General features: G+C 57.1%; 23 protein-coding genes. 5 read left to right on the top strand and 18 right to left on the bottom strand.

Annotation, left to right across the window (positions count from 1 at the left end; genetic code table 11):
* Nucleotides 1–25 precede the first annotated feature (25 nt).
* Nucleotides 26–1,390 carry an FAD-dependent oxidoreductase gene (locus J7382_RS08000; protein ID WP_083499044.1) on the bottom strand — a complete coding sequence of 455 codons (1,365 nt, stop codon included), beginning with the start codon at nt 1,388–1,390 and terminating at the stop codon, nt 26–28.
* Nucleotides 1,391–1,529: 139 nt separating this feature from the next.
* On the opposite strand from J7382_RS08000, the gene J7382_RS07995 reads away from it, so the two are divergent.
* From J7382_RS07995 to J7382_RS07985, 3 genes are all read left to right on the top strand, one after another.
* Nucleotides 1,530–1,904, top strand: coding sequence for a DUF2237 domain-containing protein (locus tag J7382_RS07995; protein WP_209068540.1), 375 nt, complete (start codon nt 1,530–1,532; stop codon nt 1,902–1,904).
* A gap of 117 nt (nt 1,905–2,021) precedes the next feature.
* Complete coding sequence (locus J7382_RS07990) at nt 2,022–2,342, top strand: antibiotic biosynthesis monooxygenase (protein WP_209068539.1); 321 nt, start codon at nt 2,022–2,024, stop codon at nt 2,340–2,342.
* Nucleotides 2,343–2,588: 246 nt separating this feature from the next.
* Nucleotides 2,589–4,115 (top strand): triacylglycerol lipase, encoded by a 1,527-nt coding sequence (locus J7382_RS07985; RefSeq protein ID WP_209068538.1) that lies wholly within the window; start codon nt 2,589–2,591, stop codon nt 4,113–4,115.
* Between the two features lie 70 nt (nt 4,116–4,185).
* Here the strand turns inward: J7382_RS07985 and J7382_RS07980 are convergent, their stop codons facing one another.
* From J7382_RS07980 to J7382_RS07920, 13 genes are all read right to left on the bottom strand, one after another.
* Complete coding sequence (locus J7382_RS07980; RefSeq protein WP_247744907.1) at nt 4,186–4,680, bottom strand: LuxR C-terminal-related transcriptional regulator; 495 nt, start codon at nt 4,678–4,680, stop codon at nt 4,186–4,188.
* 39 nt (nt 4,681–4,719) lie between these two features.
* Complete coding sequence (locus tag J7382_RS07975; protein ID WP_209068537.1) at nt 4,720–5,400, bottom strand: hypothetical protein; 681 nt, start codon at nt 5,398–5,400, stop codon at nt 4,720–4,722.
* 150 nt (nt 5,401–5,550) lie between these two features.
* Complete coding sequence (locus J7382_RS07970) at nt 5,551–5,913, bottom strand: hypothetical protein (protein WP_209068536.1); 363 nt, start codon at nt 5,911–5,913, stop codon at nt 5,551–5,553.
* 145 nt (nt 5,914–6,058) lie between these two features.
* The gene (locus J7382_RS07965; RefSeq protein ID WP_209068535.1) at nt 6,059–6,325 is read right to left on the bottom strand and encodes a hypothetical protein; all 267 of its coding nucleotides are present in this window, start codon (nt 6,323–6,325) and stop codon (nt 6,059–6,061) included.
* 190 nt (nt 6,326–6,515) lie between these two features.
* Nucleotides 6,516–7,769 (bottom strand): tryptophan synthase subunit beta, encoded by a 1,254-nt coding sequence (gene trpB / locus J7382_RS07960; RefSeq protein WP_058240128.1) that lies wholly within the window; start codon nt 7,767–7,769, stop codon nt 6,516–6,518.
* A gap of 150 nt (nt 7,770–7,919) precedes the next feature.
* Nucleotides 7,920–8,564 (bottom strand): phosphoribosylanthranilate isomerase, encoded by a 645-nt coding sequence (locus J7382_RS07955; RefSeq protein ID WP_209068534.1) that lies wholly within the window; start codon nt 8,562–8,564, stop codon nt 7,920–7,922.
* A gap of 48 nt (nt 8,565–8,612) precedes the next feature.
* Nucleotides 8,613–8,963 carry a LapA family protein gene (locus J7382_RS07950; protein ID WP_058240126.1) on the bottom strand — a complete coding sequence of 117 codons (351 nt, stop codon included), beginning with the start codon at nt 8,961–8,963 and terminating at the stop codon, nt 8,613–8,615.
* A gap of 3 nt (nt 8,964–8,966) precedes the next feature.
* Nucleotides 8,967–9,248, bottom strand: coding sequence for an integration host factor subunit beta (gene ihfB / locus J7382_RS07945; RefSeq protein WP_058240125.1), 282 nt, complete (start codon nt 9,246–9,248; stop codon nt 8,967–8,969).
* A 287-nt stretch (nt 9,249–9,535) separates the two neighbouring features.
* On the bottom strand, nt 9,536–10,816 hold the full coding sequence (locus tag J7382_RS07940; protein WP_209068533.1) for a DUF3422 domain-containing protein: 1,281 nt from the start codon (nt 10,814–10,816) through the stop codon (nt 9,536–9,538).
* Between the two features lie 158 nt (nt 10,817–10,974).
* Entirely contained in the window at nt 10,975–11,646 is a 672-nt protein-coding gene (locus J7382_RS07935) for a hypothetical protein (RefSeq protein WP_209068532.1), read from the bottom strand.
* Between the two features lie 212 nt (nt 11,647–11,858).
* Nucleotides 11,859–13,397, bottom strand: coding sequence for an NAD(P)(+) transhydrogenase (Re/Si-specific) subunit beta (locus J7382_RS07930; RefSeq protein WP_209068764.1), 1,539 nt, complete (start codon nt 13,395–13,397; stop codon nt 11,859–11,861).
* Nucleotides 13,398–13,408: 11 nt separating this feature from the next.
* Nucleotides 13,409–14,980, bottom strand: coding sequence for a Re/Si-specific NAD(P)(+) transhydrogenase subunit alpha (locus J7382_RS07925; RefSeq protein WP_209068531.1), 1,572 nt, complete (start codon nt 14,978–14,980; stop codon nt 13,409–13,411).
* A gap of 132 nt (nt 14,981–15,112) precedes the next feature.
* Entirely contained in the window at nt 15,113–15,580 is a 468-nt protein-coding gene (locus J7382_RS07920) for an isoprenylcysteine carboxylmethyltransferase family protein (protein ID WP_209068530.1), read from the bottom strand.
* Between the two features lie 304 nt (nt 15,581–15,884).
* On the opposite strand from J7382_RS07920, the gene J7382_RS07915 reads away from it, so the two are divergent.
* The gene (locus J7382_RS07915; protein ID WP_058240119.1) at nt 15,885–16,637 is read left to right on the top strand and encodes an SDR family oxidoreductase; all 753 of its coding nucleotides are present in this window, start codon (nt 15,885–15,887) and stop codon (nt 16,635–16,637) included.
* Nucleotides 16,638–16,694: 57 nt separating this feature from the next.
* On the opposite strand, the gene J7382_RS07910 is transcribed toward J7382_RS07915, so the two are convergent.
* The 4 genes from J7382_RS07910 to J7382_RS07895 form a co-directional block, all read right to left on the bottom strand.
* On the bottom strand, nt 16,695–18,188 hold the full coding sequence (locus J7382_RS07910) for a diguanylate cyclase (RefSeq protein ID WP_209068529.1): 1,494 nt from the start codon (nt 18,186–18,188) through the stop codon (nt 16,695–16,697).
* 292 nt (nt 18,189–18,480) lie between these two features.
* A complete protein-coding gene (locus J7382_RS07905) occupies nt 18,481–19,260 on the bottom strand; it encodes a gamma-glutamyl-gamma-aminobutyrate hydrolase family protein (RefSeq protein ID WP_209068528.1) in 780 nt (259 codons plus the stop codon).
* Nucleotides 19,261–19,325: 65 nt separating this feature from the next.
* Nucleotides 19,326–19,751 carry a heme-binding protein gene (locus J7382_RS07900; protein ID WP_209068527.1) on the bottom strand — a complete coding sequence of 142 codons (426 nt, stop codon included), beginning with the start codon at nt 19,749–19,751 and terminating at the stop codon, nt 19,326–19,328.
* 50 nt (nt 19,752–19,801) lie between these two features.
* Nucleotides 19,802–21,934, bottom strand: a complete 2,133-nt coding sequence (locus tag J7382_RS07895) for a malate synthase G (protein WP_209068526.1) — start codon at nt 21,932–21,934, stop codon at nt 19,802–19,804.
* A gap of 210 nt (nt 21,935–22,144) precedes the next feature.
* On the opposite strand from J7382_RS07895, the gene pepN reads away from it, so the two are divergent.
* Entirely contained in the window at nt 22,145–24,706 is a 2,562-nt protein-coding gene (gene pepN / locus J7382_RS07890) for an aminopeptidase N (RefSeq protein WP_209068525.1), read from the top strand.
* Nucleotides 24,707–24,720 lie beyond the last annotated feature (14 nt).

The following is a 24,720-nucleotide window of genomic DNA, read 5'->3' as shown; positions in this document are numbered from 1 at the left end:
GGATATTTTCATCAAGAGGAAGGGATCAGTGCACCCGCGCGCCCTGCCGCAGCAACTCCGCCTGAATGTCACTGATGGGCAAGTCATCCAGCGCCCGGTTCTGCTGCACCGACAAAGCCGCCGCCACGCCCGCGCCCTGACCGATCACCGCGCAGCAGGCCATATTGCGGGTAGCCGCATGCGCCACCTTATGCCCCGCCGTGGCACGGCCCGAAATCAGCAGGTTTTTTATGCCTTTGGGCAGCAGGTTACGATAGGGCACCTCAAAATAGCGCCCGGTGGTTGGCAAAATGAGAATGCCATAGCCATCAATAAATTCAGGGAAAATCCCGATACTGTCCTCAAACCGCCCCTGCTCGCGCACGTCCAGTTCCCCCATGGCATAGACCGTATCCACCTTGCGGGTGTCGCGAATGCCAAGGCTCATGCCAAAGTTTCTCAGGCGCGCATTCTCACAGCCCGGCAGGAAACGTTTGAGCGCCTCAATCGCCAGCATGGTCTGGCGGCGGCCTTCGATCTCACCCTGGGTGAGGCTGTCCGGATCGGTGCCATCAATCCCATCGAGATGAATGAGGTTCATATAGGTCAGCTCGCCTGTGTCGTGCATCGCCCCCCAGGTGCCTGCGATGGTGTTCAGATGGGGCGGGATCAGCCCGGCCTCGATGGCCTGCGCAAAGGGTTTGTAGAGGAAGGGGGAGAACATCTGATCCTCTTTGCCGGAGGTTTCGATGTTCCACTCCCCACCGCCGCCCCAATCGGCGTAGGTCTGCGGATCGGCCTTGATGCCTTCCATGAAGGCGCTTTTGTCAACCCCCGCGAGGTGGAACATCACCGAGGCCGCCATCAGATCTTCGCGCGGCGCCATCCGGCACGGCGCACCGGCCCGATGGGCCACATCCGCATCCCCGGTGGCGTCGATCACCACTTTGGCCAAAAGTGCCTCGCGCCCCGCCTTGGATTCGGTGATGATGCCTTTGATCTCATCACCTTCCATGATCGGCGCCACAAAGGCGCGGTGCAGCATCGGGTGAATGCCCGCCTTCTGCACCATCTGATCCGCCACCAGCTTGAAGCCTTCGCTGTCAATCTCATAGCTCAGCGACTGGCTCTCCGGCACCGCAGCCCCGGCCTCCTTGGCGGCATCCTCAAACTCCTTGGGAATGCCCATGCTTTCGACCGTCTGTTCATGACGATACCAATGCATGCCCTCCACACCCACCACGGTGATATTGCCGCCAAAGCAACCAAACCGCTCCACGAGGGTCACCTCGACACCAGCGCGCGCCGCAGCAAGTGCCGCAGACAGCCCGCCGGGGCCAGAGCCCACAACAAGCACATCGGTTTCATGGATCACATCTATCTGGCGGGCGGGTTCAGTTATGGTTTTCATAAGCGGCATGCTTTGCCGCATTGTCTGATCAGGTCAACAATTTTTTGAACCACCATTCAGGAATCACCAAATCCAGACAGATCCAGCCCTGCCAGATCGACCATTGCGCCCCCACACCCCATCATGCCAAGATCACGCCATGGTGCAAAAAGATCCCTCTCTCAATGTGCTGGGCACACCCCTGACACCCTGCTCGCGGGAACCCCTCACCGGGTTCTTTCGCGATGGGCACTGCAATACCTGTGCCGAGGATCAGGGCAGCCACACGGTCTGCGCTGTCATGACGGCAGAGTTTCTGGCCTATTCGAAATATGTGGGCAACGATCTGTCCACCCCGCGCCCGGAATTTAACTTCGCTGGGCTCAAGCCCGGAGATCAATGGTGCCTCTGCGCCGCACGGTTCCTGCAGGCGCATGACGAAGGCTGCGCCCCCAAAGTCAATCTGGATGCCACCCACCAGCGTGCGGTCGATATCGTGCCGCTGCATATCCTGCGGCAACACGCCCAAGACTGATCTGACCGAGACTGATATATTGACCTTTGCCCGTGGTCAGGATCAACTGCCACCCGAGCAAGCCAACGCATATGCCGCGCCAGTTCCATCCACTCCAAAACAATAGTGAGGCACCCCATGGGCTATATTGCCATGAACCGGTTCAAAATTGCGCCGGGCCGCGAGGCGGATTGTGAAGAGGTCTGGAAATCACGCGAGAGCCGTCTGAAAGAACTCAAGGGCTTTCGCGAATTCCGACTTTTGAAGGGCCCGCAAAACGAAGATCACACGCTCTATTCCAGCCATGTGCTCTGGGACAGCCGGGAAGACTTTGAGGCTTGGACCAAGTCCGAACAATTCCGCGATGCCCATCGCAACGCAGGCAAAAGCAAAACCGAAGGCGTCGTTGTTGGACCGCCAAATTTCGAAGGCTTTGAAACGGTTCTGCACGAAAGCTGAAACACCCAGTTTGAACCCGATCGCAAAGGCGCCCACCGTGGCGCCTTTGTGCATGTGACGGGTTCAAACCGTGCAAAATACACGCCTACCGATAGTTACCCAAAGTCACAAAACGCGAATAAGAAGAACTTACGCAAAGTCATGCCCTTGGGTGACGCAACTACCCCCAAGCCCCACTGTTGACCGAATACCGTTACGTCAAAAAACCTTCTCTCGGGAGTTGAGGAGCTTTCACGGGAGGACAACATGGCTCTTTTTGAGTACCGCGGCCAGGATGGCCAGCATTTGGTGCAGGATTCACTGGACCTGATCAACTACGCCTATCACGGGCTTTTTGAGGGAGAGCGCGAACGCTATGAGGAGGATGGCTATATCGCGCTCAGCCTGGTGGAAACAGGTTTGGGTATTCTGACGGGGGGCGATGCCGTTGAGCGCAACAATGCCGCTGTCGCAGATGTCGAAGCGGCGGGCTGGACCGTGCTGACCGCAGAGGACCTTGGTCTGCCTGCTGATCGCACAGACGCGTTCCACACCTTCAACGGGCGCACGCCGCAGCTGCAGAACGCTCAGGCGGATGTGCTCGCGCAATATGACGAAAACGGCAATATGACCCAGATCGGGTTTGTCATTCGTGGCACCTCCGGACCGCTGGACAATGTGGTGCTCGACACCGTGGGCGATGCGCTCGATTATCTCGAATTCCTGACGCGCAATCCCAACTATACCATTGATGCTTTCTCCGATGTGCTGGAAGCTGTGCGCGATCTGGCCATTGCCAACGGGCTGGATGCCTCTGACGTGCTGATCACCGGGCATTCGCTGGGCGGCGGCGCCACCACCAATCTGGCGGAAAACAGCGACACCTTCCTTGATGGGTTCTTTGTAGATGCCAACTACATTGGCGTGGCCACGCATTATGTGCCTGAAGACGGCAGCTCCGTTCTGGACAATGGTGCCGAAATTCTGAGCTTTGATTTTGAAAATGATCCTGTTGGGGCCGCCATTGCCAATGGCCTGCCCAATCTGCTGGGCAATGACACCAACTTCGAATTCAGCACTGACAATATTGTGGTCTTCAACGATCTCTATGACACCGCAGCCTTTGCGGGTGGCGGCGAGGTGATCAACCTCCTCACATGGACTGCCCACCTCGACCATGTCTATCTCAATGCGTTCCAGCAGCTGATCCAATCCGAATTCTATCAGGAAATGACCCGCGACAGCCTGATCATCGTGGCGGATCTGTCTGACGCCCGTCGCGGCGACACATGGGTCGAAGACATTGATCTGGCACTCGCAAACACCGGCCACTTTGGCGATGGGGCCTATATCATTGGCTCCGATTTTGACGATCGTCTGCGCGGCAACAATGACGACGACACCATCGAAGGCTTTGCCGGTGATGACTGGATCGTTGGTCGTGGCGGTGATGACAGGCTGCTGGGCGGCGCAGGCAACGACCGTCTGGAAGGCGGCTGGGGCGACGACAGGCTCACCGATGGCAGCGGCAGCGATGTGCTCGAAGGCGGCTGGGGCGAAGATGTCTTTGTGTTTGTGCGTGATGGCGACCGCGATGAAATCACGGACTTCAACGAAGGCACGGATCTCATCGACATCTCCGCATGGGGCGTACAGTCAGCAGATGAGCTCTCCATGCGGCGCACAGGCTGGGGCGAGGTCACCATCACCTATGAAGATGAAACCCTTGTGGTGGACTCTTCTGGCCTGCTGCCGTGGCTCTCGCTGGAAAACAACGACTTTATCTTTGCCTAAGGGCAATTCTCTTTGACGATAACCACAAAGGGCGCCTCACCGGGGCGCCCTGCTTTATGCCGGGCAAATGTTATGTCGCGCCCGTCGCATCCGCCAGAAGATCGTCCAGAAACAGGCTCATCAGCTGCGCCCGCCCACTGACCCCCGCTTTGCGGTAGATCGCATTGCACTGCGCCTTCACCGTGCCCTCAGAGGTCTGACGTAGCTGCGCAATCTCTTGGATCGACAGCCCCTTGATGGAGAACAGCGCCACATCGCGCTCCGCCGGGGTCAACTGCCACGTGGCAAAACTTGCCTCCATATGATCCCGAAACGCCAATTGCACCTGTGCCAGACTGGCCTCCGCCCGCGCCCGTGCGCGCACCGCCTGACGCCAGGCAATCGCGCCAAGTCCCGCGCCCAGCAAAAGGCCCAGCGCGGCACCGATTTCCAGCAATTCGCGAACGTGCCAGGCCACAGGCGCACTGCGCACGCCCACAAGCGTCAAAACGATGTCCGCCAGAAAGAACATCGCGCAGAGGCTCTGCAACAGCAGAAGCCCAACAAGTACCCAGGGAGACTTCAAAAACCCGCCTCCAGCCCCGCGCAAGAGACGGGCAAGACGTCAATAGTCACGTGAATGGTCTCCGTGCCCGCCACCATCCCAGCCGCCATGATCCCCACCACGGTCACCACCGTGGCCGCCACTATGATTTCCGCCATGGCCTCCGCCATGATCATCCGGTCCATCGTTCCAGCCGCCACCGGTGTCGCTGTCATCCCAGCCACCTCCGGTGCCTTCGTCACTCCAGCCTCCGCCGTCGTTCCAGCCGCCATTGTCGCCGCCCCAGCCACCGTGATCGCTGGTGCCATCATAGTCCGGGACATCTTCCACACCGACGTCCCCTACGACTCCGCCGTCCTGCCAGCCCCCCGGATCATAGTCAGTCGTGGGTTCTTCGAATGTATCTGCCATGGTGCCATGTCTGGCATCGCGGCGCCCCTCATGCCGGTCGTCCCCACCTCGGTCTTGACGACCAAGTACGGCTTCATCGTCGTCGTCATCCCAATAATCCCGCAGAATTTCGCCCGTCCGCGGATTCACAATGATCTCACGCTCCACCGTGCCGCGCTGCGCCTCGATCCGCGCGCGCCCCAGCCAGGTGCGGCTGATCTCAATATCGGAATATCCCTGCCCCCGAAGATGTCGCGCGATGGCCTCAATACGCGATTCAGCATAGCCCGCGCCAGCCGAGGCCAACGCAAGCGACACACCAATAGAAAAAATCCAGGTTTGCTGTTTCATATCAACTTTCTAAATAGGCCGGCGTTGAGGGGCCAACGCCGGCCCACCGAAAACAACGGTGATTTACCATCATGTAATTGAACCGTGAGTGGATGGCAAAACACAAGTCACACTGGGGGGGTCACCCGTCCCGTTGTTCTCAGTATCTCTTTACGCCGCTGCATTGTGGTCATCGTCATCATCGTCCGGATCCGCAGCGCAGGTTTCGCCGCGCTGCACAATGCGCTCTTGTGGCTCATGTGCCTTGGAGCTGTCCGCGTGGTCACCATATTTACAAGCCTCCTCCAACTGCATTTCCTGAACCGGGTCCGCCGCCGCAAGGTAAACAGTCTCCTCAGGCTGTCCGGACCTGCGCCCCACAATTTTCAAACCGCCGTCCTCAATCGCCACCTGCACCTCAATGTACCCGCGTGCCAACATGGAGGCTTTGATCTTCTCGGCCAATTCACTTGTGTCCATCTGTACCCCCAATCCCATTGCGATCACGGAGGAGGTCAAAAGAATGCGGCTCATCGGGTTCTCCTTTGGTCTTCCCACACAGTTTTGCGTGCAGCTCCTCCCATCTCTGCACCTCAACACAGCAACACCATCGGCCAGCGGTTTACATTTGAGGGCTTGGCCCTTGGGTTTAGGCGCTTAAACTCAGGTTTATGCGCACTCAGAGCACAAACCGCGGTGCCATTTGATCTGCCCCACCGCGACCATGACCGGCCCGTTCAGCGCTGACCGTCAGATAGTGCCGACGTGTGCTCTGCCCTGAGGCACGCGCCAGAATGTTCACACCCTGATCGGACACGACATACTCAACATCGCAGTAGCCCTGCGCCTGCATCGACGCCACAACGCGTTGTGCAATCTCCTCCCACCCCTGAGAAAGGGTCCGCCGAATGCGCGTCGCCTTTGGCTTTCTCATCTTCGCGGTCATCTGCATCTCCTCTGTTTCTGAGTGGTGCCACCGCCCGAGGACTGCGACTGTTGATGACCCAAAGCTAACACTCTGCCCGGACGTCAATGGATGGTACAAAGTCTAAAATTCCCCCCTTTCGGATAGGTGCCTGCCCAAAAGAAAAGAGCGCCCCGAAGGACGCTCTGTTCGCACTCAAAGATCACATCGCTCAATCGGCGCTGCGGCCTTCGGTGTCTGACATGTCAAAGCCAAGATGGCGCGCTACGGTCTGCACGTCCTTGTCGCCACGGCCACACATGTTCATCACAATGATATGATCCTTGGGCAGATCGCCTGCGATTTTCATCACATGGGCCAGCGCATGGCTGGGCTCCAGCGCCGGGATGATGCCCTCCATCGCACAGGAGAACTGGAACGCCTCAAGCGCCTCTTTGTCTGTGATGGAAACATACTGCGCACGCTTCGTATCATGCAGCCAGCTGTGCTCAGGCCCGATGCCCGGATAATCCAGACCCGCAGAAATGGAATATCCCTCAAGGATCTGACCATCGTCATCCTGCAACAGATAGGTGCGGTTGCCATGCAGCACGCCGGGGCGACCGCCAGTCAGGGAGGCGCAGTGTTCCATCTTCTCATCCACGCCACGGCCACCGGCCTCAACACCAATGATGTTGACCTCTTTGTCATCAAGGAATGGATAGAACAGGCCCATCGCGTTGGAACCACCCCCAATGGCCGCAATCACGGTATCGGGCAAACGACCTTCGCCTTCCTGCTCGGCAAGCTGCCAGCGCACCTCTTTGCCGATGATGGATTGGAAATCACGCACCATCGCCGGATAGGGGTGTGGGCCAGCCACAGTCCCGATGCAGTAAAAGGTATCGCGCACATTGGTCACCCAGTCGCGCAGCGCGTCATTCATCGCATCCTTCAGCGTGCCACGACCAGAGGTCACCGGCACCACTTCCGCGCCCAAAAGGCGCATGCGGAACACATTTGGCGCCTGACGCTGCACATCATGCGCGCCCATGTAAACCACACATTTAAGGCCAAACTTCGCGCAAACAGTCGCCGTCGCCACACCATGCTGACCAGCGCCGGTTTCTGCGATGATGCGGGTTTTGCCCATGCGGCGCGCCAGAATGATCTGGCCGAGCACGTTGTTCACCTTATGCGCGCCGGTGTGGTTCAGTTCGTCACGCTTCAAATAGATCTTCGCGCCGCCCAGCTCTTCGGTGATGCGGGACGCGAAATACAGCGGGCTCGGGCGGCCCACATAGTGTTTCCAGAGATCATCCATCTCCGCCCAGAAGGTCGGATCATCCTTGGCCTTTTCGTATTCCGCTTCCAGATCAAGGATCAGCGGCATCAAGGTCTCGCTCACAAAGCGCCCACCAAAATCGCCGAACCGGCCATTTTCATCAGGGCCGGTCATGAAGCTGTTGAAAAGATCGTTGGACATGAAGGTCTCTCCCACGGTGTTTGCATTGTTCTTAGGGGCGCGCGGCAGGTTTTGCCACCCCAATCTGTCTTGGAAAATCAGATGATCAAACAGCCATCATTGCGCCCCCTAGCCTCTACGCAGCCAATGGGGACATGGACCAATGTGGCCTCAAATTGCGGCTTTGACAGCCCGCATGAAGTCTTCAATCTTCGCAATGTCCTTCACACCCGGCGCACTCTCCACCCCAGAGGAAAGATCGAGCTGGCGTGCGCCGGTCATTTTCACGGCCTGAGCCACATTGTCCACCGTCAGCCCCCCGGCCAGCATCCACGGCTTTGGCCAGTATTTGCGGTTGACCAGACGCCAGTCAAAAGACAACCCATTGCCCCCCGGCAGATCAGCGTTTTTCGGTGGTTTGGCATCCACCAGCAATTGATCTGCTACCGCCCCGTAGATGTCGATCTTTTCCACATCTTGCGCATCGGCAATGCCAATCGCTTTCATCACGGGCAACCCATAGCGCGCGCGCACCTCCGCCACCCGTTCGGGGCTTTCCTGCCCATGCAATTGCAGCATATCCAGCGGCACCCGCGCGACAAGATCATCCAGAAACGCGTCGTCTGCATTCACAGTCAGCGCCACTTTGGCCACACCAACAGGGGCTTCAATCGCCAGATCACGCGCCTGTGCGACACTCACGTGACGGGGGGATTTTTCAAAAAACACAAAGCCCACATAAGCTGCTCCAGCCTCTGCTGCCGCAACCACATGCGCGGGCTCCTTGAGCCCGCAAATCTTTACACGAATATCCATGGGATATGCCCTATCTGCCCCTATCTGACGGAGGCCTCAAAGCAGTGGTCAGCTGGCTTCGTCCAGAAGCACCAGAACCTCGTCTTTTTTCTCGGCCTCGCGGCCTTTCAGACGACGCACTTCACGCTTGGTCTTATGCAGCTCTTTCTCCGCCTTGGATTTGTCAGAGCGCATCCGATGCTCCCGCAGATATTCCCAGCAGAAGCCAATCAGAATACCCGCCACAATGGCGCCGAGGATCACAAGGAAGAGCGGCAGCTCGATCACGTAGTTCACGCCAAACCAATCCTCTGCCACCGCAGGCAGCAAAGTCAGCGTGACAAAATCTCGATTGGCCAAAGCAATCGAAATCAAAACGACACCAAGGGTGCCGAGAAAGGCATAGCGAATGTAGCGCATGGCTTACTTTCCGTTCAGTCGATCCCGCAACAACTTGCCCGTCTTAAAGAAAGGCACGTGTTTTTCTTCCACTTCAACCGATTCCCCCGTGCGCGGGTTACGCCCTGTGCGGGCATCCCGTTGCTTGACTGAGAATGCGCCAAACCCACGCAGTTCCACCCGATCGCCGCGGCTCATCGCTTCTGTGATCTCATCAAAGATCGTGTTTACGATGCGCTCAACGTCGCGTTGATACAGGTGTGGGTTCTCGTCTGCAATTTTCTGAATCAATTCCGAACGGATCATCGGTGTCTATCTCCCTGAGGGCGTGCAGGTCTTGTCGCAAGCATCTCCTTGACTATAGGAAGAAAGCGGCAGGACGGAAACGAATTCCCCACGCAATATGGTGGAAATCCGCTCAATTCCCCAAAAATTTGCCGGTTCCTCAGATATTTGACGCCTTTCTTCGAGCACTTGGCGACAAATCACAGCCCGCAAAGCCCTTCAGTGCCGCAGAGAAGCTCTTGATTCGGAACGGAAAGCCCACCCTCCCTTGCGGCCACCTCCACCATCTGGCCAAAGCACAGCTCCCCTCAGTGCATCTTTGCCTTGATGCGCCGCACCATCCACCAGACCAGCCCAACCACAACCGGCGTGATCGCTGCCGTCATCATTCCCTTGCTCATCCCCAATGGCGCCGCCAGCGGATAGGCCACATACCCTGCCAGCGAGACCGCATAGTAGCTGATTGCCACCACCGACAGCCCTTCAACCGTTTCCTGAAGCCGCAGAGCCAGATCCGCACGCCGGTCCATGCTTTCAAGCAACGCCTGATTTTGGGCAGAGCGCGATACGTCCACCTTGGTGCGCAACAACTGCGCCGCCCGCCCGATCCGCTCCGCCAGCGACTGCAGACGCCGCTCACTATGGTTAACCGTCCGCATCGCCGGATCATAGCGGCGCGTCATGAATTCACTGAAGGTCTGGCGCCCCTGAAAGCGCTCTTCGCGCAGCACAGTGATGCGCTGCTGCACGATGGTTTCATAGGCATGTGTCGCCCCAAACCGGAACGACGTCTCTGCAATCAGCCGCTCCACATCGCCTGACAGCTCCAAGAGCCGCTGCAAGGTGGCGGCGGCATCTCCGTCTTCGCTGCGCAGATGCCCCATCAGACGCCCGGCATCCGCCTCAAGCGCGCCCAGCGTGCCCGCAATCTCCTTGACGCGAAAATAGCCCAGCATCGACATGCTCTTGTATGTCTCGATCTCACACAAGCGCTGCACCACCCGGCCGATACGGCGTTTGCCAGTGCCCGGCGCCACAAACACCGCCATATTCTGATGCCCACTCTGGCCAATCCTGAAATCCGTCGCAACAACACAAGAACGGTCCAGCACATAGTTCGCCGCCACGGCCTCCGGCATGAACCATGTGTTGATCTGTGCGACCATCTCCGCCTCATCTGGCATGGTTTCCACCCGGATCATCGCCGAGGTCACCCGCCGCCCGGGGGCCGCAGCCAGCCAATCATCCGGCAACACATCCAGATCACTTGGGTCAAACGCCCGCGCGGAGACCTGCGGCAGAAACACTGTGTAGGTCACAAACTCCGCATGTTGCTCCCATTTGAGCGTGTCCCGCCCCAGTTGGCAGGTGAAATGCGTGGCCCCCGGTTGCGGATGAGGTGCCCCAAAACGATCCAGAAGCTCAAGCAAATGTGCCCGCTGCGCGCTGCCCTCCTGCCCCACCTCAGAGGGCGCAATGCGCCAGGCCACAAACACCGCCCGGCATGGGGCCTGCAGCGTAGGAAAGGGACGCGCATGCAGCTCATTGGCCAATTTATAGCGCAAAGGGTGGTCTGTGATCGTCGACATAGGCCGCTCCTGTTGTGGCTTCTCCTGCTGCCGCCAACCTGATCCAAGCGCTGCCAAAAGTAAATCTTTTTGTTATTTTTCAATATGTTGACGGAATACCACGGCATACATTCCTGCTGTGCGACATAAAATCCAGAATATACAGCATGCGTTGCGCGTCAGCGCGGGCGATACGCCGACCCCGAACAGGTCGCCCCCTCAACTGTGTCCCAAACAGCCGCGTTGCATTGCGCATGATGAGACAGCTTGACAGCCGCGCCCGGCTTTTTGGGGAAGGGCTCAATCGCATAGCCAAGACTGCTGGACGGATCATAGGGGCCATAGGGCCATGTTTTAAACGCGGCAATGTAAATGCGATGCTGATAGGGCGCTTTGCCCTGTGCAGCAGGCTCCTCAAAAAAGCGCCGCCAGGCCCCGACAACATGGTCTGACAACCCATCGCCATATGCCGAATTCGGCTTGGCCTGATGGGCCTTCACCCAGATCTGCGCCAGCTCATAGGACTGCTCCGGCGTCATGCCCACCAGCCCAACAAAACAATTACTCGCATTAAAATGGACAATCACATCCGCATCAGGCGCAACAACATCAAACCGTTCCCGCCCCCTTGACGCCGTTCCCTTTGCGACCACCTGAAACCCTGCCTGTGTCAATTTCCGCTGCACCGCATCGGGGCTGTGCAAATCACTACACGCCCGCACCGCGCGCTGCGCCAGAGCAAAACTGGCCGCATCCGCCGGGGTGTCACTGATATAGGTGGGATCCACAGGCGGGATGCTACAAGCTCCCAGCCCCAGACACAGTGCCAGCCAAAACCGCTTCATCGTCATTCAATGCCCCCAACACGCGCCACACAATCTGCGGCATCACCACATCTAAAACGTGTTTTTACCGAAAATCAAACGCCTTTCCTGCGCCGCCCCTCCCGCTTTCTCATTCTCCAAATATCCCCGCCGGAGGAGTCCCACGGCGCGCTGCAGATCCGCCAAAAGAAAAGGCGCCCCGACCGGAGCGCCTTTCCTGAAATCCCTGCGTGAAATGATCAGTCGATCATCGTCAGCAGCTTATCAAGGCTCGCTTTCGCATCGCCATAGAACATCCGGGTGTTCTCCTTGAAGAACAGCGGGTTTTCGATGCCGGAGTAGCCGGTGCCCTGCCCCCGTTTGGAGACAAACACCTGTTTCGCTTTCCAGCACTCCAGAACCGGCATGCCTGCGATTGGGCTGTTCGGATCTTCTTGCGCTGCCGGGTTCACGATGTCGTTGGAACCGATCACGATGGCCACATCCGTTTCCGGGAAGTCATCATTGATCTCATCCATCTCCAGCACGATGTCATAAGGCACCTTGGCTTCGGCCAGAAGCACGTTCATGTGGCCTGGCAGACGGCCTGCAACCGGGTGGATCGCAAAGCGCACGTTCTTGCCTTTGGCGCGCAGACGACGGGTCAGCTCCGCCACATTCTGCTGTGCCTGTGCCACCGCCATGCCGTAGCCCGGGATGATCACAACGCTGTCTGCATCATCCAGCGCTGCCGCCACACCGTCAGCCTCAATCGCGATCTGCTCGCCTTCCACTTCCATGGCCGGACCAGACGCGCCACCAAAGCCGCCCAAGATCACCGACACAAAGGAACGGTTCATCGCCTTACACATGATGTAAGACAGGATCGCCCCGGAGGAACCAACCAGCGCGCCCACAACGATCAGAAGGTCGTTGCCAAGGGAGAAACCGATCGCCGCTGCGGCCCAGCCGGAATAGCTGTTCAGCATGGAGACAACCACTGGCATGTCCGCGCCACCGATGCCCATGATCAGGTGGTAGCCGATGAACAGCGCCGCAATGGTCAGGATCAACAGAGGCAGCAGGCTCGCAGAGTTCATGTACCAGATCAGGCACACAAGAGAGAGCACAGCCGCACCGGCGTTCAGCATATGGCCACCGGGCAGTTTTTCCGCAGCAGAGGTCACACGACCAGACAGCTTGCCATAGGCAATCACGGAGCCGGTAAAGGTCACCGCCCCAATCCAGATGCCGAGGCTCGCCTCGATCCGCAAGATGGCAATCTCAACAGCATCTTTCTTGGCCAGCAGAGCAGCAAAGCCTTCCAGAGACTTATACTCTTCCACCAGCGCTTTGGTTTCTGCCACAAGCGCCAGTTCCGCAGGCCAGACAAAGCCTTTGGGGTTGGTCAGGATGCCCGCCACTTCTGGCAGCAGGGTCACAATTGCGCCCTTAAGCGCAAGAACATTGGCCAATTCAAAGTGTGCGTTGAAACCAACAAACACAGCCGCCAGACCAACCAGCGCGTGCATGCCGGCCACCAGTTCCGGCATCTGGGTCATCTCAACCTTGCTGGCCAGTTGATAGCCGATCACACCACCACCGATGATGAGCGGCACAGAGAGCCACCACAGACCGGCACCGGGGCCAATCAGAGTTGCACAGACCGCCAGCGCCATGCCGACAATGCCGTACCACACGGCGCGTTTTGCGCTTTCCTGACCGGACAAACCGCCCAGCGACAGGATGAAGAGGACAGCGGCAACCACATATGCCGCAGTAGTAAATCCAAGCATGATCCTCTAACTCCTTAGGATTTCTGGAACATGGCAAGCATGCGCCGTGTCACGAGGAAGCCGCCGAAGATATTGATCCCGGCCATGAAGACAGAGAGCGCCGCCAGCAGGATCACGAGGAAACTCCCCGACCCGATCTGCAACACGGCCCCCAGAATAATGATCGAGGAGATCGCGTTGGTCACCGCCATCAACGGGGTGTGCAGGCTGTGCGCCACGCCCCAGATCACCTGGAAGCCCACGAAACAGGCCAGCACAAACACGATGAAGTGCTGCATGAAGCTCGCAGGCGCCACCAGCCCCAAGAGCAGGATCAACGCCCCGCCGCCACCGAGCAGCATCACCTGCTGTTTGGTCTGCTGTTTGAACGCCGCCACTTCGGCTGCGCGCTTTTCTTCCGGTGTCAGCTCCGGCACCACTTCTTTGGGCTTGGCCGCAATCGCCTGCACCTTCGGAGGGGGTGGTGGGAAGGTGATTTCACCTTCAAAGGTCACCGTTGCACCACGGATCACGTCATCTTCCATGTCGTGGTTGATCTGACCATCTTTCTCAGGGGTCAGGTCGGCCATCATGTGACGGATGTTGGTGGCATAAAGGCTGGAGGACTGCGCCGCCATGCGGGATGGGAAGTCTGTGTAGCCGATGATGGTCACGCCATTGTCGGTGACAATCTTCTCGTCCATCACGGTCAGCTTACAGTTGCCGCCCTTTTCCGCCGCAAGGTCCACAATCACGGAGCCCGGCTTCATCGCTTCGACCATATCTTTGGTCCAAAGCTCCGGCGCTTCGCGGTTCGGGATCAGCGCGGTGGTGATCACGATATCCATTTCTGGTGCCAGCTCGCGGAACTTCGCCAGCTGCGCTTCGCGGAATTCATCAGACTGCACAGACGCATAACCGCCGGTGGCCGCGCCATCCTGCTGCTCTTCCTCAAAGTCCAGATAGACAAATTCGGCGCCCATGGATTCGACCTGTTCGGCCACTTCTGGACGCACGTCAAAGGCATAGGTGATCGCCCCCAACGAGGTGGAGGTCCCGATCGCGGCAAGACCCGCCACACCGGCGCCCACGATCAACACTTTCGCAGGTGGCACTTTGCCCGCCGCTGTCACCTGACCGGTGAAGAAACGCCCAAAGTTGTTACCGGCCTCGATCACCGCGCGATAGCCGGCGATATTGGCCATGGAGGACAGCGCATCCATCTTCTGAGCACGGGAAATACGCGGCACCATTTCCATGGCGATCACATTGGCACCCTTGGCCTTGGCCGCTTCCATGCCCGCTTCGTTCCCTGCCGGGTTGAAGAAGGAGATCAGCGTCTTGTCGCTGCTCAGGCGCTTCAGCTCGGTTTCATTGGGCTGACGCACCTTCGCGATGATGTCGACCTCTTTCCAAAGCGCCGCTGCGGTCTTGATGACCTCAACACCCGCTTCTTCATAAACCGCATCCGAGAACCCCGCACCGGCCCCTGCACCGCTTTCAATCGCGCAGGCATAGCCGAGCTTCTGGAGCTGCTTGGCGGAATCCGGTGTCATCGCAACCCGGTTCTCCCCGTCAAACACCTCTTTTGGTGTACCTATCTTCACCTTTCTTATCCCCCTTCAGTGTCAGAGCAATAATGTTTCACGCAGACCATGCTGCACTTGCAAAATGTTTTAACGCCACCCGTGATGCTGCACAAGCAAACAGACGGCATTTGTCATATGGACGTAGCGACATCACACCCATCTGCGCACCTTTTCGCAGTATCGGGCATAGTCCATCCGGAACGTCCGGCGCAGGCGGTTCTCCTCAGGAATCACAAAGCGACGCTCAAGAAACCAAAGGAAAAGCGGCACCAATGGCAAAGACAGAACCGCATCCCAATAGAGAATAAGCCCCGTCAAAACCATCATATCCCCGAGATAGATCGGATTGCGACTGCGAGAAAAGATCCCGCTTTGCACCAGCCGTGCGCTGTCATGATGCGGGTGAAAGCTTGTCTGGTGGCGGCGCATCTCCATCACGGCAAGGCTCATCAAAAGCACGCCGCCGCCGACCAGCAGCCCCCCCAGCAGATCAGCCCAGACCGGGCCAAAGCTTAATCCCATAGGAAAGTGTCGCACCTGCATCCAAGCAAAAAGGAGCGCGGCCACAAGCCAGACCGGCGGCACGTCAAAAAAACGCCGACTTGCGGTCTCGGTCATGCACAGGCTCCTCAACTGGCTTGCGACGCTTCGTGCGTCTAGGTCCGACGCAGGGCGCGTCCTCATTCGGTGTAGCGATGTTTTAAGACGACGCAACGGCACAATTTGCCTCAAAGGGCAAAAAGGACAGAATGTCTGCTGTTTCAGAGAAAATGAAACCAAAACAACACAATCTGTCCACGCGCTATGCCGCTGTTCTGGGCGCATCGCATAAAATGACGGTGCGGCGGTTTGCAGCCGCGGCCTTGTTTGCCCTCCCCGGCCCGATACTGTCGTCTTCAAAGACACACAGGGAGATTGGATCATGTCATTGCAAGGCAAACACGCATTGGTTACCGGCGGCGGCACAGGCATTGGCCTGGCCATCGCAAAAGCACTCGCCGCAGAAGGCGCTCAAGTGACCATCACCGGGCGGCGTTTAAACGTACTGGAAGAGGCCGCCACCGAAGGTCTGCATCCGCTGGCTATGGATGTCGCAGAGGAGGCTTCCGTTGTGGAAGGAGTCGCTGCGGCGGTTGCGGCCCGGGGACCGATTCAAATCTGTGTGGCCAACGCTGGCATCGCCGAAGGCCGCGCCCTGCACAAAACCGATATGGACTTCTGGCGCCACATGATGGCGATCAACATTGATGGTGTCTTCCTCACCATCCGCGAATCCCTCAAATCCATGGCGCAGACAGACTGGGGCCGGGTCATGGCCGTTTCCTCCATCGCCGGGCTGCGCGGCCTGAAAGGCGCACCGGCCTATTCCACCTCCAAACACGCGGTCAATGGCATGATCAAATCGCTGGCGGCGGATTTCGCCAATAAACCGATCACCTTCAACTCCCTCTGCCCGGCCTATGTGGAAACGCCGATCATCAGTCAAAACATCAAAAGCATTATGGAGCGGACCGGCTGTTCCGAAGAAGAGGCGCGCCATATGATGGTCGGCGTAAACCCCCATGGCAGGCTGATCACCCCCGAAGAAGTGGCCCACGCGGCGCTGTATCTCTGTTCAGATATGGCAGATTCCGTACGCGGACAGATGGTGCAGATTTCTGGCGGAGAATTGTGACGCACAGGGGATGCAGCAGCGTCAGGCCTGTTGCATCCCTCCCCTTAAAAGAGTGTCTTATTGCGCCTCGGCGTCAGCCGCACGCACACAATTGCGCCCGTCTTTCTTGGCCTGATACAACGCCCGATCCGCCGCGTTAATGATGTCCTGTAACAACGGACCATGGTCACTAAAGCTTGCGACCCCAATGGAGATGGTCACCGGAGGCAATTCGCCTGAGCCATAGCGGATCTTGATCTCCTCCACAGCCCGACGCAGCTCTTCCGCCACGTCATAGGCCTCTGTGCCCGTCACATTCGGCAAGAGAACGGAAAACTCTTCGCCGCCAAACCGGCAGGGCGTTGCCCCATCAGAAAACATCTCATGCATTTTGTCGGCAATCGCGCGCAGCACCATGTCACCGGCATCATGGCCGTGATTGTCATTGAAGGATTTGAACTTATCCGCATCAAAAGACAGCAATGAGAAATCGCTGCGCTTGCGGGCTGCCATACTGGCCTCTGTCCGCATCGCTTCAAGGAAATAGCGCCGGTTGTAAAGCCGGGTCAGCGCATCACGCGTGCTTTGATCATGCAGCTCATCGCGCAGCTTCACATTGGCAATCGCAAGGCTGATGTGTTCCCCACATTGTAAGGCAAACTCATATCCCTGCCTGACCTCTGCGTCCGAAGCATTTTCTGGATAGACCACATGCATCAGCCCAACAGTATCGCCATGCGCCACAATGGGCACACAGAGCGTATGCTCCACCTCGCGCTGGCGCGGATGATCTTTGACGTGACTGCATTGCAGCCCGATCCCGCCGGCCTCATATCGGTATCCGCGCCCCCGGCGCAGCGCCCAGCAACTGTCCGGCGCAATATGCTCATGCACTTCACCTCCGCCCCAGACGCAGGCCCCATCCAACACGTCACGGGAATTAGAATAGAGATACAGCTCGCCCGCCGTATCCGGCAAAAGCTTTGTCATGAACTGAGTGACCACCTCAAACAGCTCTGCAAGAGATTTGCAGCTCTGCAACCACTCATCCAGATCGCCCAGCAGTTTGGCTTCTTCACGCCATGCCTGCTCCTTTGCGAGCATCTTGAGCGCCTTTGTCTCAGCCTTTTCCGCCGCCTTCTTGGCAACCGCCAGATCTGCGGCATCTTTGCGAAACTGGGTGACATCCGTAAACGTCACAACATAGCCCCCCTGCCCCAAAGGCCGCGCAAAAGAGGAAATCACCTTTCCCGACGGCAAACTGCGATCAAAGCTGAAGGGCTGCCCAGTTTGAAACCGCGCCTGCGCTTCTTCTTTGCTGCCCGCGGTGATGACGCCCCATTGCACGGCTTTGTCCAGAAACATCTCGCGCTTCATGCCAACAAACAGATCCGTTGGGCTGATCTCAAGCACCACAAAGATTCTCTCATTGAACATCAGACAGTTTTGATCGCTGTCCCAAACGACGATGCCCTGCTCCATCTGATTGAGCACTTCAAGCATCTGTTCTTGGCGAAAAGTATCGCAGGCACCGACCGGATCCGCGATAAAAGGTTGTCGCTGTTCTCGCATTTTGGGGCCCCATAAGTGCATCTTGATTGCTCTCTTTTGCAGCAAAAAAGTTGCGTCCGCCCTAAAAGAGAAGCCGCAAATTGGGCCAAATTTTACTTAGGATTTACCTAAGGGCAGGTACTCAACCGGCCCATTCAGAAAACATGGCCAACAGGGTGCAACCCCCCTTGGCAGCGCCAGACAAAGTGTCGAGGCATTAAGGTTTAGATTTCCTGAAATCCACCTACGCAATACCGTTGGAATACCGACGCGATACCGACGTCAAAAACAGCCCCCCAAAAACCGTTAACGCCTAAGCAGATTTGCGCACAGGTCGCGCTTCTCCCGCCTGCGCCCAAGCATGCACGGCTTCGCCAAACGCCTCAAACAAAGGCCGGCTTACCGGGTCATTGGCCGCATCCCATTCCGGATGCCACTGCACCGACATGGTAAAACCCGGCGCATCTTTGATGTAAATCGCCTCCGGCGTTTGATCGGGCGCATAACCATCAATCACCACCCGCTGCCCAGCGCGCTTAATACCCTGTCCATGAAGGGTATTGGTCATGACTTTCTGTGCCCCCATCAAACGCTGAAAAGGCCCCCCTTCACAGAAGGTTACGAGATGGCGTAGGGCGAATTTTTCTTCAAGGGACCCATCAGGTGGCATGCGGTGATTGTCCCGTCCCGGCAGGTCGCGGATCTCAGGGTAGAGGCTACCACCCATGGCGACATTCACTTCCTGAAAGCCACGGCAAATGCCCATAAAGGGCTGCCCAGTTTCCACACAGGCTCGCACCAATGGCAAAACAATCGCATCCCGCGCACGATCAAATTCCCCATGCGCCAGCGTTTCCGGCTCGCCATATTCCTCTGGGTGTACATTTGGACGCCCCCCTGTGAGCAGGAAGCCGTCGCATTTTTCCAGCAACTCCTCAACGGAAACAAACCGCGGATCCGCCGGAATCAAAAGCGGCATGCACCCAGAAACGCCTGAAATCGCTTCGGAATTCATCGTTCCGCCGGCATGAGCCGGATATTGGTCGTTGATCAGATACTGATTGCCAATGATCCCAACAACAGGGCGCGTCATAAGAAGCCTCGTTCGTCTACTGCACAGGTTAACATAGAACCTGTGCAGTCAATGCGGAAGCCCAATCACACTTCGCCAGTCAGCCCTACAGCCTCAATGCCTGCCATTGCAGCAATGGCGTCATTGTCAGAGGTATCCCCCGTCACGCCCACAGCTCCAATCACGCCACCTTTTTTGTCCCGCAGCAAAACGCCGCCGGGCACGGGCACAACCTGCCCGCCGTAAACGCCATTCACCGCTGCCATGAAGTAGGCCTGCTGTTCTGCCCGCGCCATTTGTGCAGACCCAGCCATGCCCAGCATCACAGCGCCGTAAGCTTTGCCATGCGCAATCGCGAACCGCCCCGGTGCTGCGCCATCTTCGCGCTCAAATGCCTGCACATGACCGCCCGCGTCAAGCACCACGACAGACAGTGGTTTGAGTTCCATTTCACGACCTTTTTCCAAGGCCTTACGAATGATTGTTCGCGCCCGGCGAAGTGAAATTGTCATCGTCATCTCTCCCAAAAAGAAAGGTCAGAGCCGTGCTCTGACCTCAAGATTTATGCTTGTGCCTTCAGCTCCAAGCGCCGTGCATGCAGCACAGGCTCCGTGTAACCAGACGGTTGCACCCGCCCCTTGAACACCAGATCACAAGCGGCTTGGAATGCAATCCCATCAAAGCCCGGCGCCATCGGCGTATAGAGCGGATCATTGGCATTTTGACGATCCACAACAGCCGCCATTTTCTGCATGGCCGCCATGACTTGCGCCTCGCTGACCACGCCCTGATGCAGCCAGTTGGCCAAACCTTGTGAGGAAATACGGCAGGTCGCGCGGTCTTCCATCAACCCAACGTCGTTGATGTCTGGTACTTTGGAGCACCCTACGCCCTGATCCACCCAGCGGACCACATATCCCAAAATGCCCTGCGCGTTGTTTTCCACTTCGGCAGCGATCTCTTCCTCAGACAGGTTCTGCCCATCCATCACCGGAACCGTCAGCAGATCATCAAGAGAGCCGCGCGCCCCGCCTGCTTTGATTTCTTCCTGCCGCGCCAGAACATTCACCTCATGGTAGTGTGTGGCATGCAATGTCGCCGCGGTTGGGGACGGCACCCAAGCACAATTGGCGCCAGATTTCGGATGCCCGATTTTCTGATCCAGCATCGCGCCCATGAGATCTGGCATGGCCCACATGCCTTTGCCAATCTGGGCCTTGCCCTGAAGCCCACACGCCAAGCCGATGTCGACGTTGCGATCCTCATAAGACAAAATCCAAGGCGTTGTTTTCATTTCACCTTTACGCAAGAACGCACCCGCCTCCATTGAGGTGTGAATCTCATCACCAGTGCGATCCAAGAAGCCAGTATTGATAAAGGCCACACGGGATTTGGCCGCGCGAATACACTCTTTCAGGTTGGCTGACGTGCGGCGTTCCTCATCCATGATCCCCATCTTCACGGTATTGCGCGGCAGGCCGAGAATATCCTCGACCTTGGTGAAGATCTCATTGGAGAACGCCACCTCTTCGGGGCCGTGCATCTTTGGCTTCACGATGTAGACCGAGCCATGAACGGAGTTTCCACTCTCTTTGTTCAGATCGTGCATCGCAATCATCACAGTCACCAGCGCATCCATCAAGCCTTCGCCGATTTCATTGCCCTCCCGATCAAGAACCGCAGGGTTGGTCATAAGATGCCCAACATTGCGTACCAGCATCAGGGAACGTCCTTTCAGAACGGTTTCCGCACCGCTCGCTGCTGTAAATGTGACGTCCTCATTCAAAACACGTGTGAAGGTCTTGCCACCTTTACTCACCTCTTCCGCGAGATTGCCCTGCATCAGCCCAAGCCAGTTGCCATAGGCAACCACCTTGTCCTCAGCATCAACACAGGCCACGGAATCTTCGCAATCCATGATCGTGGAAAGCGCGCTTTCCAGCGTGATGTCATTGATGCCAGCCTTGTCAGAAGCTCCGATATTGCCCGCACGGTCCACCTCGATGACAACGTGCAAACCATTGTTTTTGAGGAAAACACGCGAAGGGTTAACCGCCTCTCCGGCGTGCCCCACGAAGGCGTCAACAACTTTCAGCGCCGGGACCATCTGACCGTTCTCAACAGAGAGACCTTTGACATCGCGCCAAGAGCCGTCGGCCAAAGGCAGCGTTTTATCAAGGAAGTCACGGCCCCAAGCGATCACGCGGTCCCCACGGCCCGCATCATATCCACCAGCGGTAGGCAAATCGCCCATGGCATCGGTACCATAAAGCGCGTCGTAAAGACTGCCCCAGCGCGCGTTCGCAGCGTTCAGAGCGAAACGTGCATTCGTAATAGGCACGACCAGTTGAGGCCCAGGAAGCTGTGCAATCTCGGGATCCACATTTGCTGTATCGATGGAAAAATCTTCGCCTTCTGGAACCAGATAGCCAATTTCTTCCAAAAAGGCCTTGTAGGCTGCGGCATCATGAGGCTGCCCTTTGTGCGAGAGATGCCAACCATCAACTTTTTGCTGCAACTCTTCCCGCTTTGCCAAAAATGCGCGATTTTTAGGGCCAAAATCATGCGCCAGCTCGGACAGTCCTGCCCAAAATTGCTCCTCCGTCACGCCAGTCCCCGGAAGGGCCTGATTGACAACAAAGTCATAGAGCTCCTGTGCGATTTGCAAACCGTTTTGCGCAACACGATCAGTCATTGTGGCTCTCCCTTTCCACTGGATACATTTCTCAATTAGAGCATGAGTTTCCGATAGGCAACAAAATTGGTTATCTTTTTTTACCAAAGGGATTTTCAAAAATATTCATAAATTAAACGCAAGCTTCTTGCTTTCCAATCCAATCCTTTAAACCCTTGCAGGCGCCGCAGGAAATCTTAAACCAATAGGGCATTCAGGATGGAGAGACCGATGAAAGATGCCGCCCCCCAAACGATCTACCTGAAGGACTACTCAACTTTTGGTTACATCGTCGAACATGTGGACCTGACGTTCAAGTTACACCCCACAGCCACGCGCGTGCTTTCGAAAATTCGCTTTGCCCCCAATCCAGACGCGACAGACAGGCGGTTTTTCCTTCATGGCGAACAACTTAAACTGATTTCAGCAAAAATTGATGGCAAAGCAGTGGCTCCAGAAATGGTGGATGGCGGCTTGCAGGCAGACGTGCCAGACACAGCCTTCATTTGGGAAGCCGAAGTGGAAATCAATCCCGCGGCCAACACAGCTCTGGAAGGTCTCTACATGTCTAATGGCATGTATTGCACACAATGTGAGGCCGAGGGGTTCCGTAAGATCACATTCTACCCCGACCGCCCCGACGTTATGGCAGTCTTTGATGTTCGAGTTGAAGCAGACGCCAACAATACCCCAGTCATGTTGTCCAACGGCAACGGGGTAAGCAAAGGTGACGGCTTTGCTACTTGGTCAGATCCTTGGCCCAAACCGGCTTATCTCTTTGCGCTCGTAGCAGGCAATCTGATCGCGCATACTGACCAGTTTACAACCAAGTCCGGAACTGCCGTTGATCTGGCCATCTGGGTGCGTCCGGGAGACGAGGGCAAATGCGCCTTTGGCATGGAAGCCCTGAAAAAATCCATGACATGGGATGAAGAGGTCTATGGGCGTGAGTATGATCTGGATGAATTCAACATCGTCGCTGTGGATGACTTCAATATGGGGGCGATGGAGAACAAGGGCTTGAACATCTTCAACAGCTCCTGCGTGCTCGCCTCCCCAGAAACAGCAACCGACGGCAATTTTGAGCGGATCGAAGCGATAATTGCACATGAGTACTTCCACAACTGGACCGGCAACCGGATCACATGCCGCGATTGGTTCCAGCTCTGCTTGAAAGAAGGACTCACAGTGTTTCGTGATGCGCAGTTCACGGCGGACATGCGCTCAGAACCGGTCAAGCGGATCGATGATGTGATCGCACTGCGGGCACGTCAGTTCCCTGAGGATCAAGGCCCTCTTTCTCATGCGGTACGGCCGGAAAGCTTTCAGGAAATCAACAACTTTTACACGGCAACCATCTACGAAAAGGGCGCCGAAGTAATCGGCATGCTCAAAACGCTCGTGGGAGACGCCGCCTATGCCAAGGCGCTGGACCTCTATTTTGAGCGTCATGACGGTCAGGCCTGCACGATTGAGGACTGGATCAAAGTCTTCGAAGACAGCACTGGTCGCGATCTCACACAGTTCAAACTTTGGTATTCCCAGTCTGGAACACCCGAAGTGACCGTGCGCGAAGAATATAACGGCGAGACCTTCACGCTGCACCTCAGCCAAAAGAGCGCGCCCACGCCGGGTCAGGATGAAAAACACCCTCAGGTCATCCCTGTTGCCGTTGGCCTGCTCAATACTGATGGCGAAGAAGTGCAGCCCACAATGGCTCTGGAATTAAGCAAAGCCGAACAAAGTTTCTCATTTGAAGGGCATACGACCCGACCAATCCCCTCTGTCCTCCGCGGATTTTCGGCACCGGTGATCTTGAAACAAGACATCGACAATGCCAGACGTGCCTTTTTGCTGGCCCATGACACAGATCCCTTCAATCGCTGGGAGGCAGGGCGCGATCTCGCGCGAGACAGCCTATTGGGCACGATCTTAGAAGGAGCGCCGCACAACACCGCCTATCTTGATGGGCTGAAGGCCCTTCTGTGCGATGAGACCCTGGATCCAGCTTACCGCGCTCTGATGCTTGGGCAGCCCTCACAATCCGAACTGGCGGGGATTATCCACAAAATGGGCCACATCCCAGATCCTGCCGCGATTCACACCGCAAGCGAAGCACTGCGCGATGCCAAAGCGCGAGCTTTTGCGGATATGCTCCCAGATCTCTACGCAAAAAATCAGGTTGAAGGCCCCTTTAGCCCTGAAGCAGGCCCCGCCGGAAAACGCAGCCTCGCCAATGCCGCGCTGGCGCTTGTCACGCGCCTCGACGGAGGGGCAACGGCCTCTCAGCAATACGCACATGCCGACAATATGACATTGCAGCTGGCTGCGCTCAGCGCCTTGATTGACGCAGGCAAAGGCGCAAGCGCGCTGCAAGCCTTCTATGATCAGTGGCAGTCCGACCGCTTGGTCATGGACAAATGGTTCTCGCTGCAAGTGATGCACGCCAAACCTGAAGACTCTGCAACCGTTGCCCGTACCCTCACCCAACATGCTGATTTTGAAATGAAAAACCCAAATCGGTTCCGTTCTGTCATGGGTGTTCTGGCCATGAACCATGCCGGCTTCCATCATCAAAGCGGCGCAGCCTATGCCCTTCTCGCAGATTGGCTGATCAAGCTGGACCCGATAAACCCACAGACGACAGCGCGCATGTGCAGTGCCTTCCAAACCTGGAAACGCTACGATGCTCACCGCCAGTCGCTCATAAAAGAACAATTGGAACGCATCGCCACTCAAAGCAACCTCAGCCGGGACACATCAGAAATGGTTGGGCGTATCCTTGATGCATAGATCTGAGGAAAGAC

Origin of the sequence: Shimia sp. R11_0 (assembly GCF_017744035.1) — a bacterium.
Lineage (GTDB): Bacteria > Pseudomonadota > Alphaproteobacteria > Rhodobacterales > Rhodobacteraceae > Shimia > Shimia marina.
The sequence above is the reverse complement of the archived record's forward strand: the minus strand, read 5'-3'. Positions and strand labels throughout refer to the sequence as shown.

What these genes read in the sequence shown, in the direction of transcription:
- J7382_RS08000 (WP_083499044.1), bottom strand. Translation starts at nt 1,390, where the DNA reads ATGAAAACCATAACTGAACCCGCCCGCCAGATAGATGTGATCCATGAA.
- J7382_RS07995 (WP_209068540.1), top strand. Translation starts at nt 1,530, where the DNA reads ATGGTGCAAAAAGATCCCTCTCTCAATGTGCTGGGCACACCCCTGACA.
- J7382_RS07990 (WP_209068539.1), top strand. Translation starts at nt 2,022, where the DNA reads ATGGGCTATATTGCCATGAACCGGTTCAAAATTGCGCCGGGCCGCGAG.
- J7382_RS07985 (WP_209068538.1), top strand. Translation starts at nt 2,589, where the DNA reads ATGGCTCTTTTTGAGTACCGCGGCCAGGATGGCCAGCATTTGGTGCAG.
- J7382_RS07975 (WP_209068537.1), bottom strand. Translation starts at nt 5,400, where the DNA reads ATGAAACAGCAAACCTGGATTTTTTCTATTGGTGTGTCGCTTGCGTTG.
- J7382_RS07970 (WP_209068536.1), bottom strand. Translation starts at nt 5,913, where the DNA reads ATGAGCCGCATTCTTTTGACCTCCTCCGTGATCGCAATGGGATTGGGG.
- J7382_RS07965 (WP_209068535.1), bottom strand. Translation starts at nt 6,325, where the DNA reads ATGACCGCGAAGATGAGAAAGCCAAAGGCGACGCGCATTCGGCGGACC.
- trpB (WP_058240128.1), bottom strand. Translation starts at nt 7,769, where the DNA reads ATGTCCAACGATCTTTTCAACAGCTTCATGACCGGCCCTGATGAAAAT.
- J7382_RS07955 (WP_209068534.1), bottom strand. Translation starts at nt 8,564, where the DNA reads ATGGATATTCGTGTAAAGATTTGCGGGCTCAAGGAGCCCGCGCATGTG.
- J7382_RS07950 (WP_058240126.1), bottom strand. Translation starts at nt 8,963, where the DNA reads ATGCGCTACATTCGCTATGCCTTTCTCGGCACCCTTGGTGTCGTTTTG.
- ihfB (WP_058240125.1), bottom strand. Translation starts at nt 9,248, where the DNA reads ATGATCCGTTCGGAATTGATTCAGAAAATTGCAGACGAGAACCCACAC.
- J7382_RS07940 (WP_209068533.1), bottom strand. Translation starts at nt 10,816, where the DNA reads ATGTCGACGATCACAGACCACCCTTTGCGCTATAAATTGGCCAATGAG.
- J7382_RS07935 (WP_209068532.1), bottom strand. Translation starts at nt 11,646, where the DNA reads ATGACGATGAAGCGGTTTTGGCTGGCACTGTGTCTGGGGCTGGGAGCT.
- J7382_RS07920 (WP_209068530.1), bottom strand. Translation starts at nt 15,580, where the DNA reads ATGACCGAGACCGCAAGTCGGCGTTTTTTTGACGTGCCGCCGGTCTGG.
- J7382_RS07915 (WP_058240119.1), top strand. Translation starts at nt 15,885, where the DNA reads ATGTCATTGCAAGGCAAACACGCATTGGTTACCGGCGGCGGCACAGGC.
- J7382_RS07910 (WP_209068529.1), bottom strand. Translation starts at nt 18,188, where the DNA reads ATGCGAGAACAGCGACAACCTTTTATCGCGGATCCGGTCGGTGCCTGC.
- J7382_RS07905 (WP_209068528.1), bottom strand. Translation starts at nt 19,260, where the DNA reads ATGACGCGCCCTGTTGTTGGGATCATTGGCAATCAGTATCTGATCAAC.
- J7382_RS07900 (WP_209068527.1), bottom strand. Translation starts at nt 19,751, where the DNA reads ATGACAATTTCACTTCGCCGGGCGCGAACAATCATTCGTAAGGCCTTG.
- J7382_RS07895 (WP_209068526.1), bottom strand. Translation starts at nt 21,934, where the DNA reads ATGACTGATCGTGTTGCGCAAAACGGTTTGCAAATCGCACAGGAGCTC.
- pepN (WP_209068525.1), top strand. Translation starts at nt 22,145, where the DNA reads ATGAAAGATGCCGCCCCCCAAACGATCTACCTGAAGGACTACTCAACT.